At 74.7% G+C, this 25,032-nt stretch carries 6 protein-coding genes; all 6 read right to left on the bottom strand.

Annotated elements, in window-relative coordinates; genetic code table 11:
• Positions 1-94: 94 nt before the first annotated feature.
• The 6 genes from GA0070562_RS05795 to GA0070562_RS05770 are packed head-to-tail and all read right to left on the bottom strand — an operon-like array spanning position 95 to position 25,019.
• The gene (locus tag GA0070562_RS05795) at positions 95-499 is read right to left on the bottom strand and encodes a DUF3224 domain-containing protein (RefSeq protein ID WP_091416439.1); all 405 of its coding nucleotides are present in this window, start codon (positions 497-499) and stop codon (positions 95-97) included.
• A gap of 42 nt (positions 500-541) precedes the next feature.
• Positions 542-1,294 carry a thioesterase II family protein gene (locus GA0070562_RS05790; RefSeq protein ID WP_091416435.1) on the bottom strand — a complete coding sequence of 251 codons (753 nt, stop codon included), beginning with the start codon at positions 1,292-1,294 and terminating at the stop codon, positions 542-544.
• A gap of 7 nt (positions 1,295-1,301) precedes the next feature.
• A complete protein-coding gene (locus GA0070562_RS05785; RefSeq protein WP_254663740.1) occupies positions 1,302-2,543 on the bottom strand; it encodes a hydroxymethylglutaryl-CoA synthase family protein in 1,242 nt (413 codons plus the stop codon).
• Positions 2,540-2,800, bottom strand: a complete 261-nt coding sequence (locus tag GA0070562_RS05780) for an acyl carrier protein (RefSeq protein ID WP_091416431.1) — start codon at positions 2,798-2,800, stop codon at positions 2,540-2,542. The genes GA0070562_RS05785 and GA0070562_RS05780 overlap by 4 nt, the downstream gene beginning before the upstream one ends.
• Positions 2,797-3,759, bottom strand: a complete 963-nt coding sequence (locus tag GA0070562_RS05775; protein WP_254663739.1) for an LnmK family bifunctional acyltransferase/decarboxylase — start codon at positions 3,757-3,759, stop codon at positions 2,797-2,799. The genes GA0070562_RS05780 and GA0070562_RS05775 overlap by 4 nt, the downstream gene beginning before the upstream one ends.
• 23 nt (positions 3,760-3,782) lie before the next feature.
• A complete protein-coding gene (locus GA0070562_RS05770) occupies positions 3,783-25,019 on the bottom strand; it encodes an SDR family NAD(P)-dependent oxidoreductase (RefSeq protein WP_091416428.1) in 21,237 nt (7,078 codons plus the stop codon).
• Between the last annotated feature and the right edge of the window lie 13 nt (positions 25,020-25,032).

The following is a 25,032-nucleotide window of genomic DNA, read 5'->3' as shown; positions in this document are numbered from 1 at the left end:
CCCGCCGCGGGTCTGCTCACAACTGCTCACACCGTCCGGCGACGCGCGCCGGCCCGGCACGGCGGACGCCGTACCGGGCCGGTGGTGCCCGCCGTCAGGCGAACTCGATGTCCATCGTGTACTTCGCGTCGCCCCGGTCCTCGTGCACGCCGACGAAACCGCCCTCGCCACGTGCCCCGGCGAGCTGCCCCGTGCCGCTGTCGGGCAGCACGCTCATGGCGACGGTGGCGGCGTTCTCGTCGAGCTTGCCCCGGTGTTCCAGCACGACGCTGCCCTCCCGGTCGCCGATCCGGCCGACGATCTGCTCGTAGCCGACGAACGTGGCCTTGTCGTCGCTGTGCAGCAGCATCACGTACTCCAGCTTGGCCGTGCCCTGGATGTCGCCGGTGTACTCGTACTCGATGCTCGACCGGACCGCCTTCGGCCCGTCGCCGACCTCCGAGTAGGTGGTGTCCTCCCAACTCTTGAGCTTGCGGACACCGGTGACCTGCTTGGTCATGACATTCTCCTTCGCAAAACCGGGAAACGGCACGCGGCCCGGTCAGGGGCCGACGGGGGTCGCCTGCAACTCGGCGAGGATGACCCGGGTCAGCGGCACGGCCGCGTCGACCAGATAGAAGTGCCCGCCGCGGAACACCCGCAGGACGAACTCCCCGTCGGTGACACTCTGCCACGCCGCCATCTCCAAGGCGTCAACCTCGGGGTCGGTGTCGCCGGTGAACGCCGACACCGGGCAGGACAGCCGGGTCCGCGGGCCCGGCTGGTACGTCTCGTTCACCTCGAAGTCGGCGCGCAGCCGCGGCAGGAAGACGTCGAGGAGCTCACGGCGGCGGAGCAGCTCCGGCGGGGTTCCGCCCATCCGCGCCACCGCATCGATGAACTGGTCGTCGGGCAGCCGGTGCAGGTCCGGCCGCCGCGACGGCATGGTGGGCGGCCGTCGCCCGGAGACGAACAGCCGCCGCGGCCGCGGTCCGTTCCCGCGGGCGAGCAGGTGCGCCGTCTCGAAGGCCACCGCCGCCCCCATGCTGTGCCCGAACAACGCGAACGGCCGGTCGAGGTGCGGGGTCAACGACGCCGCGAGCGCCTCCACCAGGTCCGCCATCCGGCGGTACGGCCGCTCACGCGACCTGGACTCGCGACCAGGCAGGATCACCGGAACCACCGCGACGTCCGGGGTGAGCAGCTCCCGCCACGAGCGGAAGAAGCTCCCGCCGCCGCCGGCGTGCGCGAGGCAGAACAACCGGACGGGCGCCGGGTCGCGCAGGCCACGGGCGCCGAACCAGTCCTGTCTCATCGGCGGCTCAGACCCACTCGTACCGGCGGTGGTAGTTGCGGATGCCGGTCCAGGCCAGCATCCGGGGCCGGCCGGGCACCCGGCCGATCAGGTCGGCGTAGCGGCTCACGTCGACGTCGCGGTTCTCCTCCGGCGTGAGCTTGTCCTGGTTCTCCTTGATCAGCTGAACGTAGTCGGCGAACGTGAGTTCCTGCCGGGCCGCCAGCCGCTCGGCGATGCCCATGCGGGCCAGCTCGGTTCGTGACTGCGGGCCGATCACTCCGCTGTAGAACTCCGCCGAGCAGCCCGAGCCGTACGCGTAGAGGCCGACCCGCGCGCCGTCGGTGTAGCCGGCGTTGTCGATCAGGCTGCACAGGCCCAGGTACACCGACCCGGAGCAGAGGTTGCCCACGATCCGGGGGTAGACCAGCGACGGTACGAGCCGCTGCGCGAAGTCGGCGTCCACGCTCACCGGGGCGGCCGGCGCGAACTCCCGCATCATCTTGCGGTGCGCCGCCCGCACGAGCCCGGCGAACGGCGTGTGCATCACCAGGTAGTCGAAGGTGGTGGCGAAGTCCGCGCCGTCGACCTTGGCGGCGTACCGCGCGAAGCTGTTGGTCAGGCAGTCGAGGTAGGCGAACAGCGACCGGTCGACGTCGGCGATGTCGAAGCCGGGGAACGGCCGGGCGGTGTCCATGGTCTCGTAGCTGTGGTTGCCGAACGCGCCGACGTCGATCGTCAGCACCCGGGGGTCGTCGCTGAGCAGCACCGCCGCGGCGCCGTGTCCGGTGGCCGGCTCGGCGTACTCGGCGCGGGCGTCGACCAGCGCCACGTCGGTGGCGATCACCAGGGCCTTGGCGCCCGGCGACAGGCCCGAGGCCAGGTAGCCGACGGCGAGCTGGGCGGCCGCGGTCGCGGCGTAGCACGCCTGCTTGACCTCGAGGATCCGGCAGTCGCGGCTGAGGCCGAGGTGCTGGTGCACGTAGGACGTGATCGACTTGCTGTAGTCGATCCCCGACTCGCTCGACGTGACGACCAGCTCGATCCGGTTCCGTTCGTCGTCGGTCAGTCGCTCCACCAGGGGCAGCGCCGCGTTCACCGCGTTGGTGACCGGGTCCTCGAAGGGCAGCCCGATCGAGCGCCGGTCCATCATCAGGTTGCTCATCCGGGCCGGGTCCAGCCCTCGGCCCTCGAACAGCGCCGGGACCGGCAGGTACGCCAGACCGCAGTAGACGTTGAGTGCTTCGATACCGATCCGCTGTGCCGTCACCGCCGGCTCGCCTCCACGAGTTGGTCGACCATCCGGTCGATGTCGGGTGTGTCGCTGAAGGTCGACAACGGCACGTCCACGCCGAGCCGGACCGTGACCGCGATGATGATCTCGACGCGGTCGACCGAGTCCGCGCCCAGGTCCCGCAGGTGACGGCCGCCGGTGACCGCCTCCGGCGGCAGTCCCGGAAGGATCGAGGTGATCACCTCCCGCAGGATCCGCTCGACCTCCGCCCGGGTCGGCGCCACGGCCGTCATGCCCGGTCCTCGTGCCGCAGCGTCAGCGTGGACACGGCGAGCACCGCCGTGGTCTCCTGGTCTTCGATCAGCACGTTGACCACCTCCTCGGTGGGATCGTCGCGGTTCTCCCAGGTCTTCATCCGGATCCGCAGCACGGAGTCGAGCTGCGCGTTGCCCAGATAGCACATCTTGTGATCGACGACGACGCGGGCGAGGAACGTCCGGTCGTCGCGGCCGAGGTGGCGCCACAGCCGCAGCAGCGCCCAGTCCACGACGGAGAAGTAGGCGGCGTAGTAGATGAGGCCCACGCCGTTGATGTCGCGGGTGATGTCGATCGGGTAGGTCAGCTCGAAGTCCTCGACACCGGCACGCCATCCCGGACCGGTCGCGTCGTGGAACGTCCCGGCCGCCCGGGCCCGCTGATACACGTGGCGGGGCGAGTACCGCTCCGGCAGCGCCGGCAGGTGCTCGTGGGTGAAGTCGGCCGGCGAGGAGCGGACCAGGTTGCGGTTGCCGCCGTCGCGTCCGCGGGTGATCCACCGGTTGAAGTTCTGCACGTACATGCAGTCGTCCCGCGGCGCGTCGAAGAACTCCACCGGATCGACCGGGCGGCCCGGGTCGTCGCCGCCCAGGGCGATGCGGTGCAGGGTGAGTACGGACTCGCTGCCGAACCCGAACACCGTCGAGTCCACCGTCAGCCGGTCGCCGAAGGTGAAGCGGCGCAGGTGCACCCGTGGCGTGGCGCGGATGTGGAAGTAGTAGAACGCGAGGTACGTCGGGGCGCCGGCCTCGTTGCGGGCGTTGAAGACGTCGGTGCCGCACACCGCGGTGACCGTGTCCCAGGTCCAGTCGCCGAGCTGGCTGACGAACAGGGTGTTGTGGCCGCACATCGCCGGTTTGATGGTCAGCCGCCGGTGCACGGAGCTGCTGTCCAGCAGTGTCACCTCGGGTTGGGCGAGGGGTGGGGTGACGGGCAAGGTGGTCTCCTTCGTCGTCGCCGTCACGGACGGCCGGCCTGGTCGAGGAAGTGCGCCAGCAGGTCGTTGAAGCGCCGGGACGCGGTGAGGCTCGGGAAGTGCCCGGCGTCGGCGAACTCCTCGTACCGGGCGGTGTCGATCAGGCCGTGCAGGAGGTGACCGGTGCGGACCGGCACCACCGTGTCGTGCCGGCCGTGCACGATGAGCGTCGGCGTCCGGATCTCGCCGAGCCGCGGCACCAGCCCGGGGTCGGCCGTGAACTCGTCGAGGTAGCGCAGGCCGGTCTGCGGGTCCATGCTCTCGCAGCGCAGCAGCAGATCCTCCAGCCGCTGCCGGGTGCCCTCGATCTCCGCCGGGTCGGCGTGCCGCATCAGCGTGTCGAAGTCCTCGCCCGCGACCACGGAGAGCCGGTTCATCTCCCCCGACCGGTTGCCGACCTTGTACGAGCTGCCGATCAGGGTCAGCGACGCCACGTCGTCCGGGTGGTCGAGGGTGAACGCCATCGCCATCAGGCCGCCGAACGAGGCGCCGCCCACGTGCAGGGGCCACGTGACGTCCAGACGGCGCAGCGTCCGGTGCATGCGGTCGGCCAGCCCTCGCACCGACAGGTCGCCCGACGCCCGGGTGGCGCCGACGCCCGGGTAGTGCACGACCACCACCTGGTACCGGTCCGCGAGGTCACGCATCTGCGGCCCGAAGAAGCCCGCGCCGATGTTGAACGGGTGCATGAGCACCACGGTGGGGCCGGTCCCGGCGGTGAAGACCTCCACGTCCCCGTCGTCGGCGGGGATCAGGCGACGGCGTACGTCCGGCCGGTACTCGCGCAACACCGCCAGGTTGTCGTCGTGGGGCCGGTGTCCCTCCTCGATCGCCTCGCGGATGTCGTCGGGCATCCGGTCCATCGGGTAGTACGCGGTGTCGGCCGCGACCGCCGGGCCGCCGCCGGGTTCGGCCGGCACCGGCATCAGGTCGGTCACCACGCCGGGGTCACGGAACAGGGCGGCCAGCCGGCGCGCGAGGCCCCGGACGGCCGGCACCGGCAGACCCACCGGAACCGCCAGCCGCAGGTAGCGGCCGGCGATCGCGGCCGCGTCCTCTCCGACGCCGGCCAGGTGCGGCGCGCACCGCACGCCGGCTCCGCGGTACAGCCAGGCCAGCGCGGCGGGCACGGGATGCCGCAGGTCGCGCAACGCCGGCACCGCCGACACGTCCAGCAGTACGCAGTGGCCGCCGGGCGGGCCGGCGACGGGCGCACCGGCGTCGCGCAGGGCCTCGTGCAGCAGACGGGTGGCGCGCATCCGCTCGCGTACCTGCTCCACCACCCGGCCGGTGCCGCCGACGGCCCGCGCGACCAGCTCGCGGTTGGCGAGGTTCAGGTCCTGGCCACGCAGCGACGCCTGCTCGGCCAGGCGGTCCGCCAGCGGCCGCAGCCGCGTCGCCACCAGCCCGCCGACTCCGACGCCGAAGTCCTTGGACACGCTCATGGTGATGCCGTCCGCGCAGTGCAGCAGCTCCAGCGCCACGTCCCAGACGCCCCGGCCCCGGTACGCCGGCTCGTGCTCGACGATGAACGCCGCGTTCTCGACGACGCGGGCGGCGTCCAGGATCAGCGGGACGCCGTGCGCGTCGGCCGCCTCCCGGACCTGCTTCAGGTTCGCCAGCGACACCGGCCAACCGCCACCGGCGTTGGTGCTCAGCTCGACGCAGACGAACGCCACCCGTCCGGCGTTGCCGGCGAGCACCCGCCGCAGGTCGGCCAGGTCGATGTCACCGCGGAACACCGTGTCCCCCGGCGCGCCGGAGGCCGCCGCCGTACGCACCACCGCAGGGGACATGCCGTGGTCGATCTGGTTGTACGTCCAGGACGGGAAGAGGGCGTTGCAGACCACCACCCGGTCGGCGGTCGGCCAGCACCCGAGCAGGCGGGCCTCCGCGGCCCGGCCGGACGGGGTGATCGTCACGTGGTCGAACTGCAACGTCCTGCGCAACCGCTCGACCGGGTCGGCGCCGTCGGCCGCGCCGGTCGTCAGGGCCGCCGTTCCCCGCTCGACGAAGTCCGCCGCCAGCTCGGCCCACGAGTCGGTGAGCAGGTCGAACTCGACCAGGTGGTGCGGTAGCCGCAGGACGTTCCAGTTGTGCGCCGCCAGTACGCGTTCGCGTCCGGCCGCGTCGGTGGGCAGGGCCTGCGGCACGGCGGCGTCCGCGGCGGCGGTCCGCGGCGCGGAGGACACCGGCGCGGGGGCCGGCGCGGTGGGCGCCTCCGGTGCGGGCGCGGGCCCGGCGGGCTGCCCGTCGGCGGCGGCGGCCGTCGTGGGGTTCGCGATCAGCAGGATGATGTTCGTGACGTCCACCGGCGCGGAGTCCGCCGGCTGGCACAGGTACACCGGCAGGTTGGTCGGACGGAACTTGTTCTTGAACCGGAAGTTGCCCTCGCCGGTGAAGATGCCGAGCGACCGCAGCTCGTCCAGCGCCCCGGCCACCGACGGGTCGGCGTTCGGCGACTCACAGATCTTCGCGCCGATCGTCGCTCCGAAGCTGAACATCGTGTCGCCCTCGGCGGCGAGCGTCTCGATGATCCGGACGATCGCGTAGTCGAGGCCGCCCATCGGCGCGTCCGCCGCGTAGAACTCCAGGTCCAGCAGGTGGCCGTTCTCGGACGGGATCCGGGTGACGATGACCGCGTTGACCGGGCGGCCGTCCAGGTGGGTGAGGAACATCCGGTGCCGCGGCTGGAGCCGGCCGGCGAGCAACTCGGCGCGGACCGTCCGCACGTACGGGTTGACCATGTCCTTCGTGCCCGCCCACTGGTCGACCAGGTCGACGATCTGCCGGTCGACCTGGGGGTCGGAGCCCACCCGGTACTCGCTGGTCCGGCACTGCCCGGCCCGCTCGAAGCGGTTGACCAGGTTGCGCAGCCGTTGCAGCCGGTTGCCCTTGAGGGTGAAGCCGGGCAGGTCCTCGAGACGCTGGACGGCGCCGAACGGGGTGGCCGAGAAGGGAACGCCGTCGACCTCGGTCAGCCGGATCATCGACAGCAGGCTCGGCTTGAGGCCGTTGCGCCTCGCCCAGGCCGTCCACTGTGCGGTGAGCGCCGGGAAGCGTTCCTCGGAGCCGACGTAGCTCCAGGCCAGCACGATGTCGTCGCGCCGGGAGAAGTTGAAGTACCCGTCCCGGTCGGCGCCGAGGAAGATCAGCGGCGCGATGTCCCGGCCGGGCAGGCCGCCCTCCTTGCCGTACCGGCGTTCCAGCTCGGCGACGGTCGCCGCGAGGCCGGGTTGCGCGGGCAGGTCCCGCTTGGCCACCACGACCGGACCGTCGTCCTCCGGTGGCGGACCGGCGACGGCGGTGTCCCGGGCCGGTCCGTCCGGTCCGGCGTGCCGGAGGCGCTCGACCGCCCGTACCCCGTGGGCCTCGGTCAGGAAGGCCGCGAGCCGGCCCACTGTCGGCTGGTCGAACAGCAGCGTCTTGCGCAGCGATCCGAAGCGCTTCTCCAGCGCCGCGACGACCTTCAGCATGTCGAACGAGGTGAAGCCGTCGTCCTGGAACGTCCGGCCGCCGTCGACCGGACGGCCCACCAGGTCGCTGATCAGCGTCGCGAGCAGTCCTTCCACGGTGCGCGGGTCCGCCGGTGCCGGCTCGTGCGCGGCCGGTGCGGCCGGTACGGACGTGGCCGAGGTCGGGGCCGGGGCCCGGGTCGGCGCGGCCTGGCCCGGTGCGGCCGCACTCGGCGTGTCCGGGCTCTCTGCGGCCGGAATCGGCGCAGCCGGGCTCGGCGCGGCCGGTGCGGACGCGGCGCGTCGGGTGGCGATGAACGTGGCGAGCTCCGAGACCGTGTCGACGTCGTAGACCTCGGCAGCCTTGAGGCGCAGGCCGTAGGCGTCGTTGACGACGCGGGCGAGGTCGGTGCGCAGGATCGAGTCCAGGCCGAGACCGGAGATGGACTCGTCCACCCCGATGTCCCCGGGCGGCATGCCGAGGATCCGGCCGAGCTGCTCCCGCAGGAAGTCGGCGACCTGCCTCAGATCCCCGGCCTCCGGCGCGGCGACGGACTCGAGAGCCGACGCCGGGGCGGGCTCGGGCACCGGTGCGGGGGCGTACTCGGGAGCCGGTGCGGTGGGCTGCGCGGGCGCCGGTGCGGTGGGCTGGGTGAGGGTGCGGGCGGTGATGTCGAGGGCGGGTGCCTCCAGCGGCTCCGTCGGTTCGGCGAGCACCAGCGTCCCGGGTGCGCTCAGGCTGATCCTCGGCCGGCCGCCTGCGCCGTTGACCGCCGCCACGGCGGCCCGGGCCGGCCGGGCCGGCGGTTGCGGCACCACGGCGGCGACCGGGGTGAGCCGCGTGGTGGGCGCCTCCGTCACGGACCGGAGCGGCGGCGCGACCGGCGAGGGCTCGACCGGTGCGACCGGTGCGGGGGCGTCCGGCCGCCGACTGTCGAACCAGTGGCGCAGCTCGGTGAGCGGCATGGCCGGCAGGGGCAGCCGGACCGGCCGTGGCTCCGGCCAGCGCGCCGGCCAGTCCACGGATGCGCCCTCGGTCCACCCGGCCGCCACCTCGTGCGGGTCCGCGGTGGCGGCCACGGCGGAACCCGGCCCACGCGACGACGCCGTCGCCCGGTAGAGGCCGGGTGCGGTGCCGCCGTCGGCCGCCCGGCTCAGCGCCCGGACCAGTCCGTCGAGGTCGTCCGCCACCACTGCCAGCCGCTCGGCGTACTCCTCCCGGCCGGTCTGGAGCGTGAAGGTCAGCGCGGCCAGGTCGGTGCCGGGATGCCGGCGCAGGTGGCGGGCCATCCGGTCGGCGTACGAGGCGAGCGCCTCGGCGGCCGGCGCGGACAGCACGAGCAGGTGTCCGCCGGCGGGTGTCGATGTCCGTGGCGCCGGGGCCGGGCTGTGCTCCTCGATCAGGACGTGCGCGTTCGTCCCGCCGAAGCCGAACGAGCTGACCCCGGCCAGCCGTGGCGCGTCGCTGTCCCAGGGGCGTGCGCGCTCGTTGACGTACAGCGGCGTGCCGTCGAGCCGGATGTACGGGTTGAGCCGGCGCAGGTGCAGGCTGGCCGGTAGCGTCCGGTGCCGCAGCGCGAGCAGCACCTTGAGCACCCCGGCGATACCGGCCGCCGACTCCAGGTGGCCGATGTTCGTCTTGACCGATCCGAGGGCCACACCGGGTTCGGCCGGCACCGGCTCGCCGCGATCGGCGTACAGGCCGGTCAGCGCCTTCTTGATGCCCTCGATCTCCACCGGGTCGCCCAGGCCGGTCCCGGTGCCGTGCGCCTCCAGGTAGGTCAGCGCCGACGGGTGCACCCCGGCGTCCCGGTGCGCCTGCACGATGACGCGCGCCTGGGCGGCGGGATTCGGGGCGGTCAGCGACGTCGCCCGGCCGCCGTGGTTGACGGCGGTGCCCTTGACCACGGCGTACACGTGGTCGCCGTCGGCCAGTGCCCGGTCCAGCGGCTTGAGCACGATCGCCCCGGCGCCCTCGCCACGGACGTACCCGTCGGCGGACTCGTCGAAGACCTTGCACCGTCCGTCCGGGCTGAGCATGCCGGATTGGGTGAAGGCCGAGAAGAGACCCGGGCTGAGCATCACGTTGACGCCGCCCGCGATGGCCACGTCGCACTCGCCGTCGCGCAGGGCGCGCACCGCGCGGTGGATGGCGACGAGCGAGCTGGAGCAGGCCGTGTCGATCGCCTCGCTCGGACCGTGCAGGTCCAGCAGGTACGAGACGCGGTTGGCCAGGATGGCGTGGGCGATGCCGGTCGCGGTGTGCGCCTCGATCCTGACGCCGTTCTCCCGCAACAGCTCGTCGTAGTCGGTGGTGGACACGCCGGCGAAGAGCCCGGTCGCGGTGCCGGCGAGCTGCGACGGGCGGTAGCCCGCGTCCTGCACGGCACGCCACACGGTCTGGAGGAAGATCCGCTGCTGCGGGTCCATCAGGGCGGCCTCGCGCGGAGAGATGCCGAACTGCCGCGCGTCGAACAGGTCGACGCGGTCGAGGAAGCCGCCGCGCACCGTACGGGTGAGGGGGTCGCCGCGCAGCGCCTCCCGGTCCGCGGGCACCTCGCGGACGAGGTCGTGCCCGGCCACCAGGTGCTCCCAGAACTCGTCGAGGTCCGCGGAGCCCGGCAGTGTGCCCGCCATCCCGATGACCGCCACCGCCCGGCCGTCGTCCGTCTCCTTCGGCGTCACGGGGACGGGCGCCGGAGCGGGGTCCGCAGCCGCGACCGGTCCGGGCGCCGACACCGGGTCGTCCGCCGCCGTCGCCGCCGCGATCCGGTCGCCGTGCTCCTCGCAGAGGAACTCGGCGAGTCCGGTCAGGCGCGGGTTCTCGAACAGTACGGTCGGCAGGAGGTCGAGGTCGTACCGCTCGTTGACCGCGTTGACGAGCCGGGTCAGCGAGATGGAGTCGAATCCCAGTTCCATGAGTTCCGCGTCGAGGTCGACCTCGGCCGGCTCGACGAGCAGGAATCCGGAGGCCATCTCCCGCAGAGCCGCCTCGACCGCGGCCCGGTCGACCTCCCCCGCGGGCGCGCCGGTCCCGGCCGCCGGGGAGCGCCGCGACGCGGGCGGCGCCGAGCGGTCGCCCTGGACGACGGCGACCGAGGTGTCGTCCCCGGCCAGGATCACGTCGAAGGCCCCCAGGCCGGCCGCGGTGCTCATCGGGACCATGCCCCAGCGCTGGGCGAGCAGCGTGCGGGTGGCGTCGTCCACAGTCATCCCGCCCTCCTGCCAGAGCGGCCATCCGATGCTGCGGGTACGGCCCCGGCGGCGGCCCGCCGCCCGCCACTGCTCCCGTACCTCGGCGAACTCGTCGAGGAACGCGTTGGCGTAGGCGTAGTCCGCCTGCCCCGGGTTACCGCTCTCGGCCACGACCGACGAGAACAGCACGAAGAAGTCGAGCGGTTCGTCCCGCGTGGCGGCGTCGAGCGCGACGACGCCTGCCGTCTTCGGGGCGACGACCTCCTCGAACTGTTCGCGGGTCTTGTGCACCGCCCGTGCATCGCGGTGCAGGCCTGCGGCGTGGACGACGCCGTGCACCGGGCCGAGGTCGGAGCGCACGGCGGCCACCAGCCGCTCCGCCGCCCCCGGGTCGGCCAGGTCGGCCCGGTAGTAGCGGACGTCCGAGCCGCCACGACGCAACCGGTCCAGCCGCGCGGACCGGTCGTCGTCCAGGGGGCCGCGGCCGGCCAGGGCCAGCCGGACCGGCCCCGCCTCGGCCAGCCGGGCGGCGAAGACCAGGCCCAGCGCGCCCGCGCCGCCGGTGATCAGGTAGGTGCCGCCGGGCCGGCCGGGCGGCACGTCAGCGGCCTGCGGCACGAACGTCTCCGTGTGCCGGCGCCACCGGCGTCCGGAGTGGTACGTCACCCGGGCCACGCTCGGATCCGTCGCCGCCAGCTCGTCGGACAACAGGGTGGCGACGGTCTCCGCCGGCTGCGACGCCGCCGCGAATCTGACGCAGGTTCCGCTGAACCGGCTGTGTTCCAGGGCCAGGGTCCGCAGGATGCCGGACGCCGCAGCGTACTGCGGCGCGAAGCCCGCCCGCTGGTCCTGCACGCCGGGGTCGGCGTAGGCGTAGACCGCCCGCAGCGCGGCGCCGGGCGACTGTTCCATCAGGGCCGCGACCAGCCAGAGCAGCGACATGGGCCCCTCCTCGACCGAGCGGTGCAGCGCCGCGGGGTCGAACGGGCGGCGCGACCAGTCGTGCAGCACGGCATCGGGCGTCAAGCCCCGCGCCGCGAGATCCTGGGCGAGGCGGCGGTGGTCGTCCCGGTCACCGGGCGCCACCTGGTAGCCGTCGTCGCCGATCCGGGCGAAGCGGTCCCCCGGCCGCACCCGGACCAGCCGGACACCCACCGGCGCGAGCTGGTTCTCCAGCGCGAACCCGAGCATGTCGTCGGCGGTGGCGACGAGCAGCACGGACGGCTCCGGGCGGGCCGGCGCCACCGGCTCGGGCCGCCAGGACGGGCGCGCGTACCGCAGGGTGGGCCCGGCCGGACGCTCCTGGACGGTGACGCCCTCGACGGTGAGCACGGCCCGGCCGGCGTCGTCGGCGACCCGGATGTCGAAGCGGCGCCGGCGCCCGACCTCCTCGGTGGTCGTCTCGCGGACGTACGCCCAGCACCGGGCCGGCAGCGGCCGGTGCAGCGCCAGCCGCCGCAGCCCCACCGGCAGGTACGAGTGGTCGTCCGACGCCCCGCACACGGCGGCGACGGATTGCAGCGCGCCGTCCAGCAGAGCCGGGTGCAGCAGCGGGGCGGCGGCGTCGCCGTCGGCCTCCGGGGCGAGCCGGAGCCGGGCCAGCGCCTCACCGGCGCCGGTCGACACCGCGGCGATCGACCGCATCGCCGGCCCGTAGTCGAGACCACCACGTGCCATGTCGGCGTAGAACGTGTCCACGTCGAGGTGGTCGGGGCACCGCTCGCGCGCCGCGGTCAGATCCACCGGCTCACCCGCGCCCGCCCCGGACGGGCGCAGCGTCCCCGTGGCGTACACGACGGGCGTCTCGCTCGTACCGGTGACCCGGAACGTGATCGTGTCGGCCCGCCGTTCGAGCCCGACGTGCAGCGCCGTCGTATCGGGGCCGACCGCGACCGGGGCCGTGAAGTGGACGTCGTCGATCCGTAGTCCCGGTCCGGCGATCGCGTCGCCGCAGGCGTGCCGGGCGATCTCCAGCACGGCGGCCCCGGCCATCCACGGCCGGCCACCGACGCGGTGCTGGGCGCAGTAGTAGACGGCCGGGTCGATCCGGTGCTCGACGCGGCGGACCAGCCAGTCGGCGTCCGGTGCGGGCGCCGGTTCACCGGCCGCGCCGGGCTGCCCGTCGCCGGACGGGTCGCCCAACCAGTACCGCCGGTGCTCGAACGGGTACGTGGGGAAGGCCACCCGGCGGGGACGGGATCGCGGCCACAGCAGCCGCCAGTCGATCTCCGCGCCGTCCACCCAGGCGCGGGCGATGTCGGTGAGCGCCCGCCGCTGGACCAGGTCCTCCAGGGCGGCCGGGGGCCCGGATCGCGTCGCACTCCGGGTGAAGACCGTGGGCGCGGGCCGGTCCTGCGCGAACGACCGCAGGGCGGCCGCCAGGTCCGCGGTGGTGGCGGCCACCACAGCCACCCGCTCGGTCATCTCCCGGCGCCCGACCTGGCTGCTGTACGCGAGGTCGGCCAGGGAGTGGGCCGCCCCCGCCGCCGTGTCCAGGAAGGCGGCGACGCGGGCCGCGTGAACCGCCAGCCGCTCACCGGTACGCGCGGACAGCACGAAGATCTGCTCGCCCGCCGCCGGAGCCGGACCACCGGCCGCGGGTGTGCCCGCCTCCTCCAGGACGACGTGCACGTTGGCGCCACCCGCACCGAACGAGCTGACGCCGGCCCGGCGCGGGACGACACCGTCCGCGGTGACCGGCCGCTCCCATTCGGTCAGCGTCCGCGGCAGGTGGAACCGCGAACCGGCGAAGGCGATCTTCGGGTTCGGCGTCTCCAGGTTGGCACACGGGACGATGCGCCCGTGGCGCAGTTGCAGCAGCGCCTTGGTCAGTCCGGCGATTCCGGCCGCCCCCTCCAGGTGACCGATGTTGGCCTTCACGGAGCTGATCGCACACGGCTGCCGGGAGTCCTCGGTCCCGCCGAAGACGCGGTTGAGGGCGGCGATCTCGATCGGGTCGCCGAGTTCCGTACCGGTGCCGTGGGCCTCGACGAAGCTGACGGTCGCCGGTTCCACCCCGGCCCGCCGCAGCGCCTCGGCGGTCAGGTCGGCCTGGGCACCGGGGTTGGGCACCGTGTAGCCGCTCGTCTTGCCCCCGGCGTTCACGGCGCTGCCCTTGATCACCGCCCAGATGTCGTCACCGTCGGCCAGTGCCCGTTCGAGCGGCTTGAGCAGGACCGCGCCGACGCCCTCGCCGGGCACGTAGCCGTCGGCCCGGGCGTCGAAGGGACGGCAGCCGTCGGCGCCGGCGAGCATGTTCATCGACGACAGCGCGACCAGGTGCGACGGGTGCAGGATCAGGTTGACCCCGCCGGCGACGGCCATGTCGCACTCGCCCTCGCGCAGGCTCCGGCAGGCCAGGTGCACGGCGGTGAGCGACGACGAACACGCCGAGTCGACCGCGAAGCTCGGCCCGGAGAAGTCGAACGTGTACGACACCCGGTTGGCCACCGACCAGTACGCCGAGTGGGCGCCGGCGAGTTCGCCGCGAGGCCAACCCTGGGCGGCCGCGAGCTTGCCGTAGGAGCCGTACATCAGACCCACGAAGACGCCGGTACGCGGCACGCGTGTGTGCCGGCCGAGGTGGCCGGTCTCCTCCAGCAAATTCCAGCACGTCTCCAGGAACAGCCGCTCCTGCGGGTCGATGGCGGCGGCGTCGCCGGGCAGGATGCCGAACAGCGAGGGGTCGAACCGGTCGATGCCCTCCAGGAAGCCGGCCCACCTGCCGTACGTGCGGTTCGGCTGCCCGCGCCGGGCGTCGAAGTGGGTACGCCAGTCCCAGCGCTCGGCGGGCACCTCGGTCACGCCGCTGGCCCCGGCCGACAGGTTCCGCCAGAACTGCGCGACGTCCGCCGCGCCGGGATACCTGCCGCTGACGCCGATGACGGCGATGTCGGCCGAGGCGACCGGGACCGCAGGCGCCGGCCCGGCTGACGGCACCGGCCCGGCTGCCGGGGTCTCCTCCCGTGGTGCCACCGTCACCGGGGCCGGCGGACGCAGCAGCGTGTCGAGTCGCCCGCCGTGCTCGGCCGCCAGGTGGTCACCGAGCCGCCCGACGGTCATGTGCTCGAAAAGCAGCGTCTGGGGCAGCGGGCCGAGATCCTGTTCGAGCCGGTGCACGATCGACGTGCCGATCATCGAGTCCACGCCGTACGTCTCGAACGTCTCGTCGTCGAGCAGGCTCTCCGGCGCGCACCGCAGCACCTCCGCGAACACCCGTCGCACGTAGTCCCGTACCGCTGCCGCGGACCGGGCCGGCGCCGGGGTCACGGCGGACCCGGCGGGCCCGACGGCGACGGCAGGCTCGGTCGGCTCGGCAGGCTCGGCCGGTCCGGTGGTGGCCAGGCGGATGCCGAAGCCGGGCAGACGGCCGCGCTCGGCCCGGAGCACGAGCGCCTGGGGCGCGCCCGCGCCGAGGATCCGCCGCAGCGCCGCCATGCCGGCCGGCGGCTCGATCGACGCCACGCCCAGAGCCGCGAAACGCTCGGCGTACCGGGCGCCGCGCACCGCGCCGACGCTGCCCCAGTAGCCCCAGTTGACGGTCCGGGCGGGAACGCCGCGACGGCGCAGCTCGAACGCGTACGCGTCCTGGAACGTACTCGCGGCGGCATAGTTGGCCTGGCCACCGGCGTCCACGAACGAGGCCGCCGACGAGAAGAAGATCAGGAAGTCCAGCGTCTCGTCCCGCAGCGCCTCGGCGAGCACCACGCTGCCCCGGACCTTGGGATCGAGGACCTCGGTGATGGACCGTTCGTCGAGGTTGGGCACGGTGCCGTCGTGCCACACCCCGGCGGCGTGCACCGCGCCGTGGAGCCGGCCGAAGCGGGCTCGTGCGGCCGCGACGGCGGCACGCACCGCGGCGGCGTCGGTGAGGTCGGCACGCTGGTACAGCACCGAACCGCCGAGCGACTCGATCTCGCGGATCCGGTCGTCGATCTCGGGCCCCGGCTCGCGGCGGCCGAGCCACACGAGTGCGGCCCGGTGCGTGGCGGCGAGGTGCCGGCTCAGCGCGAGGCCGAGCCCACCGGCGCCACCGGCGACGAGGTACGCGCCGCCGTCGCGCCACGGCGCGGCGGCGTCGGGCGACGGTGGCAGCGGGGCGAAGGCGCGGGTGAGCCGCCGCCCCGGCCGCAGCGCGACGAGCGGCTCGACGAGCGGCTCCCGCCGGATCCGGTCCGCCCAGCCGATTGCGGCGTCCGGGCCGATGTCGACGCAGCCGACCGTCCACCCCGGCGCCTCCGCGGCCAGCGAGCGCGCGGCGCCGAGCAGGCCGGCGACGCTCGGGCGCACCGCCTCCCCGTCGTGCGTCGCGACCGCGCCCCGCGTGACCACCGCGAGGCGCAGGGCGCGGCTGCGGTGTCCGGCGAGCAGCGCCCGCGCCAGCCGCAGGAAGGCAAGCGTCACGGTGGTGTCGGCCGGGTCGGTGGTGTCGTCGCCGGCGACGACGTAGACGGTGTCCACCGGGGTGTGCAGTGCCGCCGCCGGATCTCCGTCCAGGGGCAGGCGCAGCGCCGCGCCCGCCTGCGCGGCGCACAGCTCGTCGGCCAGGCCCCGCTCACCGGTCGTGTGCAGGACCGCCACCGTGCCGGGGTCGCCGGCCGCGACCGGCTCGGCGGCGTCCTGCCAGACCGGGGTGCAGACGAACACCTCGGGCTGCGCCGAGGTGACCCGCTGTGGCCGCAGCGCGAAGCCCTCGCACCGGGCCACCACCGTTCCGTCCGCACCGGCCAGCACCGCGTCGTACCGGCCGTCACCGGTGCGCCGCACGTGCGACCACAGCGGGGTGCGCAGCGGCCCGGTGACCTCCAGGACGTCGATGCCGAACGGCACCAGCGGTCCGTCGGTGCGTTCGGCCTCGAGCGCCGTCACGGTCTGCAGGGCGCCGTCGAGCAGAGCCGGATGCAGCCGGTGTGCGCCGACGTCCGCCGGGTCCGGCCCGGGAAGGTGTCCGAGTGCCTCGCCGTCGCCCACGAACACCTCGGCGAGCGCCTGGTACGCCGGCCCGTACGCGATGCCGGCGGCGGCGAAGCGGTGGTAGATCTCCGCGCCGTCGAGCCGCCCGGCGCATCGGCCGCGCACCGCCGCCGTGTCGAGGTGACCCCCCGGTGACGTCGGCGGCGCCGCCTCGACGGTCGCCTGGGCGTGCACCGGCGCGTCCCCGGCCGTGCCGCCGGTCAGCGTGACGTCGAACCGGCGGGGACCGGAGGGCGTCAGCCGCAGCGCGACCTCGCGTACGCCGGTCACCTCCAGCGGGCGCGACCAGCGCACCGAGGTCAGGCGCCAGGGCGCCGGCAGACCGCGCCGGGCGAGTTCGCCGGCCGCCAGGTCGAGGACCGTGACACCGGCCAGCAGGGTCGCGCCGGCGACGCGATGGTCGCGGATGAGCGCGTCGTCCGGGCGCAGCTCGATCGGCGTCACCGCGGCGACGGATCCGGAGGGCCGCCGGGCCGCCGGCGTGCTCACCCAGTGCCGGTCCTTCGCGAACGGGTACGTGGGCAGGGAGATCCGGCGCACGGCACGGCCACCGTGCTGCGCCGCCCAGTCGACGTCACCGCCCGCGAGGTAGCCGGCGGCCAGATCGCGGAGGGCCGGATCGGCGGCCGGTGCCGGGGTACGCCCGTCGGCGAGTGCGCGCAGCCCGGTGAGGAGTTCGGTACGGTCGCGCGCGGTGACCGCGGCCCGCACCGGGAAGTGCGCCCGGGCGACCCCGAGGGTGAAGGCGAGGTCGCCGAGGTCGGGGCCGGTCGCCTCGACCGCGCCGGTGAGTTGCCGCGCCTGCCGGGCCAGCGCCTCCGGCGTCATGGCGGACAGCGGGACCAGCACCGGGCGGTCCAGCGCCGGCCGTACGGGATCGGCGCTCTCGGGCGGGGACTCGACCACGACGTGGCAGTTCGTGCCGCTGAAGCCGAAGCTGCTGACCACGCCGATCCGGCGGCCCCGGTCGCCGGCCGGCCACTCGACCGGCTCCGGCACCGCGAAGAACGGGCTGTCGGCCAGGTCGATCTTCGGGTTGGGCGTGTCGAAGTGCACGGTCGGGGGCAGGGTGCGGTGCCGCAGCGCCAGGACGACCTTGAGCAGACCGGCGACGCCGGCCGCCAGCGAGGTGTGCCCGATGTTGGCCTTGACCGAGCCGAGCCCGCAGTACCCGCGCCGGGCGGTGTCGCGGCGGAACACCTCGTTGAGTGCCTTGGCCTCGATCGGGTCACCCAGCGCAGTGCCGGTGCCGTGCGCCTCGACGTAGCCGATCTGGTCCGGGCGTACGCCGGCCCGCCGGTGCACCGACTCCAGCAGCGCGGCCTGCGAGGCGGCGCTGGGGGCGGTGATGCCGTTGCTGCGGCCGTCGCCGTTCGTTCCGCTGCCACGGATCACGGCGTGGACGGTGTCGCCGTCGGCGAGCGCCCGGTCCAGGCGTTTGAGGACCACCGCGCCCGCGCCCTCACCGAGGACGATCCCGTCGGCGGACGCGTCGAACGGCGCGCACCGGCCGGTGGGTGACAGCATTCCCGCCCGGCTCGTCCAGACGTGCATCCGTTCGGTGACCATGATGGCCACGCCGCCGGCCACGGCCATCTCGCAGTCGCCGCGCCGGAGGGCCTCCGCCGCCAGGTGGACGGCGACGAGCGACGAGGAGCAGGCCGTGTCGACGGCGACCGCGGGACCGGTCAGGTTGAGCAGGTACGAGATCCGCGCCGCGAGGATCGACATGCTGTTGCCGAGGAAGGCCTGGGCCGAGTCGTCCTGCCCCGCCTCGGCGAGCAGCCGCAGGTAGTCACCGCCGCTGGCGCCGACGAAGACCCCGCATCGGTTCTCCCGGTCCGGCCCCAGCGCGTACCCGGCGTCCTCGAGGCCGGACCACGCCACCTCCAGGAAGACCCGCTGCTGCGGATCCATGGCCTGCGCCTCCAGGGCGGACAGCCGGAAGAACGACGCGTCGAACGCGTCCACGTCGGACAGTGAGGCGGCCCAGCGGCTGTACGTGCGCCCGCTCGCGTGCCGGTCCCGGTCGAAGTACCGTCCGACGTCCCAGCGGTCGCCGGGAACCTCGGTGACACTGCACCGGCCGGCGACGATGTTGGCCCAGAAGGCGTCCAGGTCGGGGGCCTCCGGGAACCGCCCGGCCATGCCGATCACCGCGATGTCGGCCGCACCGGGCCGGTCGTCGGGGCGTACGCCGGTGGCGGGTGCGGGAGCCGGTGCGGGCGGCGACGCCGGGGCGCTGCCGCCACCCGTGCGGGCCGCGACCAGGGTGATCCGGCCGTTGCCGGAGGCCGCGGCGGCGCGTACGGGCGACGCGGCCGGCATCACGGCCGCCGGGGCGGGCAGGCGCGACGCCGGCGCGGGCGACGCCGCGACGGACGGGGACGACGCCGACGCAGCGGCGGGCGACGCCGGCGCGGGCGCGGAGGACGCCGGCGTGGGGGCGGAGGACGCCGGCGTGGGGGCGGACCACGCCGGAGCGGCGGCGGGCGGCGATGGTACGGGCGACGCGGGGGCGGGTGCGGTGACGGCGGCGTCGCCACCGGACGGGGTGTCACCGAACGCACGGCGGAGGAACGGCCGGGCGGCGAACGATCCGTCAGGTGCCGCCGCGGTGCCGGCGGCGCGCAGGCTGGCCGCTCGCGCACCGGCCTCGACCAGGTGTGCCGCCAGGGCGGGGACGGTCGGGTGGTCGTAGACGACGACGGTGTCGAGGTCGAGCCCGAACCGCCGGTTCAGGTCACGGATGATGTCCACCGCGCCGACCGAGTCGACGCCCATCTCGTTGAAAGTCAGCGTGCGGTCGAGTTCCGCCCGGTCGAGGTAGAGCTGCGCGCACAGCACCTCCTCGACCGCGCTGACGGCGGCGTCCCGGCTCACCGGGTTCTGCGCCGCGGCGACGGCCGAGGGCACCGGCGCGGCCACCGACGCGGGCGAGGGCACCGCTACGGGTGACGGCACGGACGCCGGGGGCTCGGCGGCCGGCGCCGGGGATACGTCGGCCGGTGCCGCGGGCGCGGCGGCCGGCTCCCGTGGGGTCGGCGGCCGGGAGAACCCGTCCACCCGCCGGAAGTGCTCGCGGATGCGGCCGAGCGACTCCTCGCCCACGACACGGTCGTGCATGGCGACCTCCCGGTCGATGGCGTCGGCCATCTGCTCGCGGATCCGGGTGCCGAGGTCACGCTTGAGCTCCGTGAGGACCGGCAGCGGCTGCTCGGCGATGCCGCGGGCGATGTCCAGCGCCGCCGGCAGCACCTCGGCCTCCGGCAGGAACGTCGGCTCGGCCCCCCGCGCGGCCAGCGCGTCGCCGCTGAACGACCGGCCGGTGTAGAGCATCTCCGACGCCGTCGAGCGTCCGAACCGCCGTTCCAGCGCATAGGTGGCCCCCATGCCGGGGGTGAACCCGTACCGGGTGAAGTTGGCGCTGTAGACCGCGTCCCGCGACATCACGACCACGTCCGCGTGCAGGCCGAAGATGAGCCCGCCGCCCGAGGCGTGCCCCTGCATCGCGGCGACCACCGGGCGGTCGCAGCGGAGCAGGCCCTCGTAGAGGAACGGGATGTCGGTGAACCGGCCGGCCCCGCCGGCGAGGGTGAGGAGTGCCTCCGGGGTTCCGCCCATGCTGAACACCCCGCCGGATCCGGTCAGCACCACCACCTTGACGTCCGGCCGGCGTTGCACCTCGGCGAACGCCCACCGCAGGCCGTGCAACAGCCCGTCGGAGAACATGTTCGTGTTCGCCGTGTCCCGCATGGTCAGCAGCGCGATGCCCGGATCGAGCACCCGCATCTCCAGCTCCGTCCCGGCGTACGGCGCGACCTCCGCGACCGGCTCGGCCGGCGCGACCGAAACGGCCCGCGCGGGCGACGCCGCCGGTGCCGTCCTGGACTCCCAGCCGCCCAGCCAGTACCGCTCCTCCTGGAACGGGTACGGGGGCAGCGGTACCCGGCGCGGCCGGCGTACGCCGGTGACGGCCCGGTGACAGCGGTCCCACGGCACCTCGCCGCCGGCCACCCAGTGCTCCGCCAGTTCACGCAGGCACCCGTCGCGGAACAGTTCGGCGCACCGGTCCGGGCCCGGCGCGGCGTCCACCGCCGGTGCCCGGTCCCAGACGTGGTCCGGTCCGGCCGGCTCGCCGTCGAGGTAACGCCGGAGCCCGTCGCGGAGCCCGGCGTGGTCGTCCGCGACGATCGCCAGCCGGCGGGCCATGGCGGTCCGGCCCACCTGGGAGGTCCAGGCGATGTCGTCGAGGGCCGGCGCCGCAGGCTCCTCCGCCTCGCATCGGGCGGCGACGGCGTCGAGGGTGCTCTCCGACGACCAGCCGGCCGCGGCGCCACGGTGCGGGAACCGCTCCTGCGCCCGCTGGGCGAGGTCGCGCAGGCGGGCCGGGTCGAAGCCCAGATCGCCCAGCTTCTCCCCCGGGTCCACGTCGTCGACCGGGATGTCCAGCATCCGCGCGGCCTGTTCCCGCAGCCAGGGCAGCGCGGCGGCGCCCGCGGGGCCGGACGGCGCGGACAGGGCGTCGAGGTGGGACCGGGCGTAGTCGCGAAGCGCCTGGTCGGTGCGGGCGGAGAGGACGAACAGGACCGGTCCCGCGGGCGCGGCCGGACGGTCTGCCGGTGCGGGTGCCTCGACGATCAGGTGGGCGTTGGCGCCCCCGGCGCCGAAGGCGCTCACGCCCGCCCGCCGCGGCAGCCCGCCCGGCGGCTGCGGCCACGGCCGGGCCGAACGCTGGACGGCGACCGGTGCGGAGTCGAAGTCGATGTGCGGGTTCAGGTCGTCGGCGTGCAGGGACGGCACCAGCGTGCGGTGCCGCATCTGCAACAGCACCTTGGTCAGCCCGGCGATGCCGGCGGCGCTCTCGAGGTGCCCGATGGCGGATTTGACCGAGCCGATCGCGCACTTTTCGGCGGCGGCGGTCCGGCCGGCGAACGCCTCGGTCAGCGCCTGGATCTCGATCGGGTCACCGAGCGACGTGCCGGTGCCGTGCGCCTCGACGTAGCCGACGCTGTCCACCTCGACGCCGGCGCGGCGGATCGCGTCGGTGATGAGCGCGGCCTGGGAGGTCGGGCTGGGCACGGTGAACCCGGCGGTCCGTCCGGTGTGGTTGACCGACGACCCCTTGAGGACGCCGTACACGTGGTCGCCGTCGGCCAGCGCCCGCGCCAGCGGCTTCAGCACCACCGCGCCGACGCCCTCACCCGGCACGTATCCGTCGCCGTCGCGGCCGAAGCTGCGGCAGCGGCCGTCGGTGGACAGGAACTGCCCCTGCGCGAGCTGGAGGTACTTCTGCGGATGCGCCGTCACGTTCACCCCGCCGGCCAGCGCCAGGTCGCACTCCCCGCGCCGGATGCTCTCGGCGGCGAGATGCACGGCGGTCAGTGAGGACGAGCAGGCGGTGTCGACGGCCATGCTGGGACCGGTCAGGTCGAGGCAGTACGACACCCGGTTGGCCACCGCGGCGTGCATCGCGGTGGGCGCGACGCCGTCGCGGCCGGGCTCCACCATCTGGTAGTGGTTCCACATCACGCCGGCGAAGACGCCCACCGGGTGCGAGGACAGTGCGGCAGGCGGGTATCCGGCGTCCTCGAAGGCGTGCCAGCTCACCATGAGGAACAGCCGCTCCTGCGGGTCCATCCGCTCGGCCTCGCGCCGGGAGATGCCGAAGAAGGCCGGGTCGAAGTGGCCGACCCGGTCGAGGAAGCCGCCCCAGCGTCCGTAGGTGCGGCCCGCGCCGGCGCGCGGGTCCGGGTGGTAGAACCGGTCGTGGTCCCACCGGTCCGCCGGTATGCCGGTCACGCAGTCCCGGCCGGAGAGCAGGTTCGCCCAGAAGGTGTCGAGGTCGGGGGCCAGCGGGTACCGCCCGGCGAGTCCGATCACCGCGATGTCGTCCGGCGCCGGGGTGACGACCGGGTCGCCCGTGGGCGCCGGCGTGGCCGGAGCCGGGCTAACGACACCGGTGCCGCCGTCGGCCTCCCGGGGCGCGGGCAGGAGATCGGCGAGCCGGTCCGGGTCGCCGTACGCCACCACCAGCCGCACGTCGGTGCCCGCGAGGCCCCGCTCCAGCACGTCGAGTCCGGTCGCGGTGGGCATCGGCTCGGTGCCCAGGTCGCGCCGCGCCCGCCGGCCGGCCTCCGGCGTCACGGTCATGCCTCCGCCGGCCCACAACGGCCAGGCGACGGCAAGCGTACGGCCGCGGCGGTCGGCGCGTGCCGCGCGGCGCTCGGCGAACGCGTCGAGGAAGCCGTTGGCGTACGCGTAGTCGGACTGGCCGGGGTTGCCGACGGATGCGGCCAGCGACGAGAAGATCGCGAAGAAGTCGAGGTCGTCGCCGGCGGTCGCCGCGTCGAGGGCCTCCACGCCCGCGATCTTCGGGGCGAGCACGTCGGCCACGTCGTCCGGCCGCTTGCGGAAGTACAGTCCGTCGCGCACGGCGCCGGCGGCGTGGATCACGCCGTCGATGCGCCCGAAGGCGGTACGCACCTCGTCGAGCGCCGCGTCCAGCTCGTCGCGGCGGCTGACGTCGGCGCGCAGATAGCGTACCCGCGCGCCCTGCTCCTCCCAGTCGCGCAGCTGCGCCCGGCGGCCGGCGCTCAGCGGGCTTCGCCCGATCAGCGCGATCCGGGCGCGGCGGGTCCGGACGAGGTGCTCGGCGACCAGGCCGGCGAGGGCGCCGCCGCCACCGGTGACGACGTACACGCCGTCGTCGCGCAGCGGCGCCGCCCCCTGGGCCGGGTTCGCCGGCCGGTACCGGCGGACGTGCCGCCGCCCGTCCACGTACCGGACCGCGGCTTCGCCGTCGGCTGTCGCCAGCTCGGTGAGCAGCGCGGCTGCCATCGCGTCGGGCGGGGCGGCGGCGAGGCGGACCGCGGTGCAGCGCAGCACCGGCGTCTCGGCGCTGATCGTGCGGCACAGCGCGGCCGACGCGTCGGCGCCGGCCGGGACGCCGTGCTCCGGGTCGAGATGCACGGCGAGCAGCCGGCGCGGTGTGGTGGGCTGCCGGTCGACCACCGCCGCGGCGAGCGTTCGCAGCACGTCGAAGTCGCGCCACGCGGAGGCGGCCGCCTCCGCCGGAGCCGGCGCGCCCGTCACGACGACGATGGACGCGCCGCCGGTGTCCCGCTCGTCGACGGCGTCGAGCAGCCGTCGCACGTCGTCGGCGCTCGCCGGGTCGAGCCGGAACCGGTCGCCGGCCGTCCCGGTGAACGCGGCGCCGCCGGTCACGGCGACGATCCGCCGTCCGCCGGTCCGCTGCCGCAACGCGTGGAGCAGGCCGTCGTCCGCGCCGACGACCACGAGCGGTCCCGCGTCCGCCGCACCGGCGCCGGCCGGCGGCGAGGCGGACCAGACCGGGCGGAACACCCGTACGGCGGCCGGCGTCGCCGCGTCGACCCGGTCGTCCTCGCCGGGCGGCCCGTCCGGCGGCCGGAACGTGAACCGTCCGGCGAGGTGCCGGGCGAGGCTTTCGATGTCGGTGAACTCGAACAGCAGCGTGGGATAGAGCGCGGTCCCGGTGACCGCCTCCAGGTCCTCGCTGATCCGCAGCATGGTGACCGAGTCCAGGCCGAGGTCGTAGAAGCCGGTGCCGGTGGCGATCGCCTCCGGGTCCTGGACGAGGGCGTCCGCCACCCGGTTGCGCAGGTACGCGCGGAACTGCTCGTACGGGGTGCCGCCGGGCGTCTCCACGGCGGGCGTGGCGGAGCCGGCCGGCCGTACCGGACCGGCCGGGGCCTGCGCGTCGCCGACGAGCCGGGTGATCAGACCGGCGTGACGGATGCGCTTGCAGGACAGTCCGGTGAACTCGGCGACGAACCGCCCGTGTTCGTCGTGCAGCGTGTAGTCGCTGCGGATGATGTCCCGCGACGCCGCGAACGTCTCCTTGTGCGGCACGTGGACGTACATCCGGCCGCGCAGCGGCGCCGACGACCGGAACCGCTCGATGTGCAGGGGGATGTACGGCTCCTCGGACGCCGCCTCGTTCAGGCCGTACGCGGCGATGGTGGCCGCGTCCAGCATGGCCGGGTGGAGGTGGAACCGGTCGGCGCCGGAGTGTGCGGGCTCCTCCAGTTCGAGTTCCGCGAGCATGTAGCCGGGTCCGATGTGCAGCGGCCCGGTGCAGCGCATCGGCGCGCCGTGGCGGATGTCCTCGGCACGGGCCGCCGCGTACAGCTCGGCCATGTCCCGCCGGCGTACCGCCCCGGCCTTGAGGGCCGCGATGTCGATGTCGGCGCCGCGCTCCTCCCCCGGTCCGGAGGACAGCTCGGCCCGCAGGTTGGCGCGCCACGGCCCGGCCGCCTCGCCGTCGACGACGTCCCGGCTGTGGACCCGGACGGCGCGGGTGCCGTGGTCGTCGGCGGCGCCGACGTGGACCTCGATCTCCCGGTCGACGCCGTCGCGGGTGGCGATCGGCTCGTCGAACAGGATGGCGCCGACGCTCACCCGGCCCAGGTCGGCGCCCTGGGCGAGCAGGATGCGGCTGAGGACGTCCAGCAACGCCACACCGGGCAGGAGGGACACCCCGTGAACCCGGTGGTTCTGCATGATGAAGTCGGTGTGCCGCAGCACCAGGCGGCAGTCGATTTCGGGCGTAGGCATCGGACGAGTCCTC

The organism is Micromonospora tulbaghiae (assembly GCF_900091605.1).
In the GTDB taxonomy this organism is placed as follows: Bacteria; Actinomycetota; Actinomycetes; order Mycobacteriales; family Micromonosporaceae; genus Micromonospora; species Micromonospora tulbaghiae.
The sequence above is the reverse complement of the archived record's forward strand: the minus strand, read 5'-3'. Positions and strand labels throughout refer to the sequence as shown.

Bases quoted from the DNA above. Each gene is read 5' to 3' on its own strand.
- GA0070562_RS05795 (WP_091416439.1), bottom strand. From the start codon at position 499: ATGACCAAGCAGGTCACCGGTGTCCGCAAGCTCAAGAGTTGGGAGGAC.
- GA0070562_RS05790 (WP_091416435.1), bottom strand. From the start codon at position 1,294: ATGAGACAGGACTGGTTCGGCGCCCGTGGCCTGCGCGACCCGGCGCCC.
- GA0070562_RS05780 (WP_091416431.1), bottom strand. From the start codon at position 2,800: ATGACGGCCGTGGCGCCGACCCGGGCGGAGGTCGAGCGGATCCTGCGG.
- GA0070562_RS05770 (WP_091416428.1), bottom strand. From the start codon at position 25,019: ATGCCTACGCCCGAAATCGACTGCCGCCTGGTGCTGCGGCACACCGAC.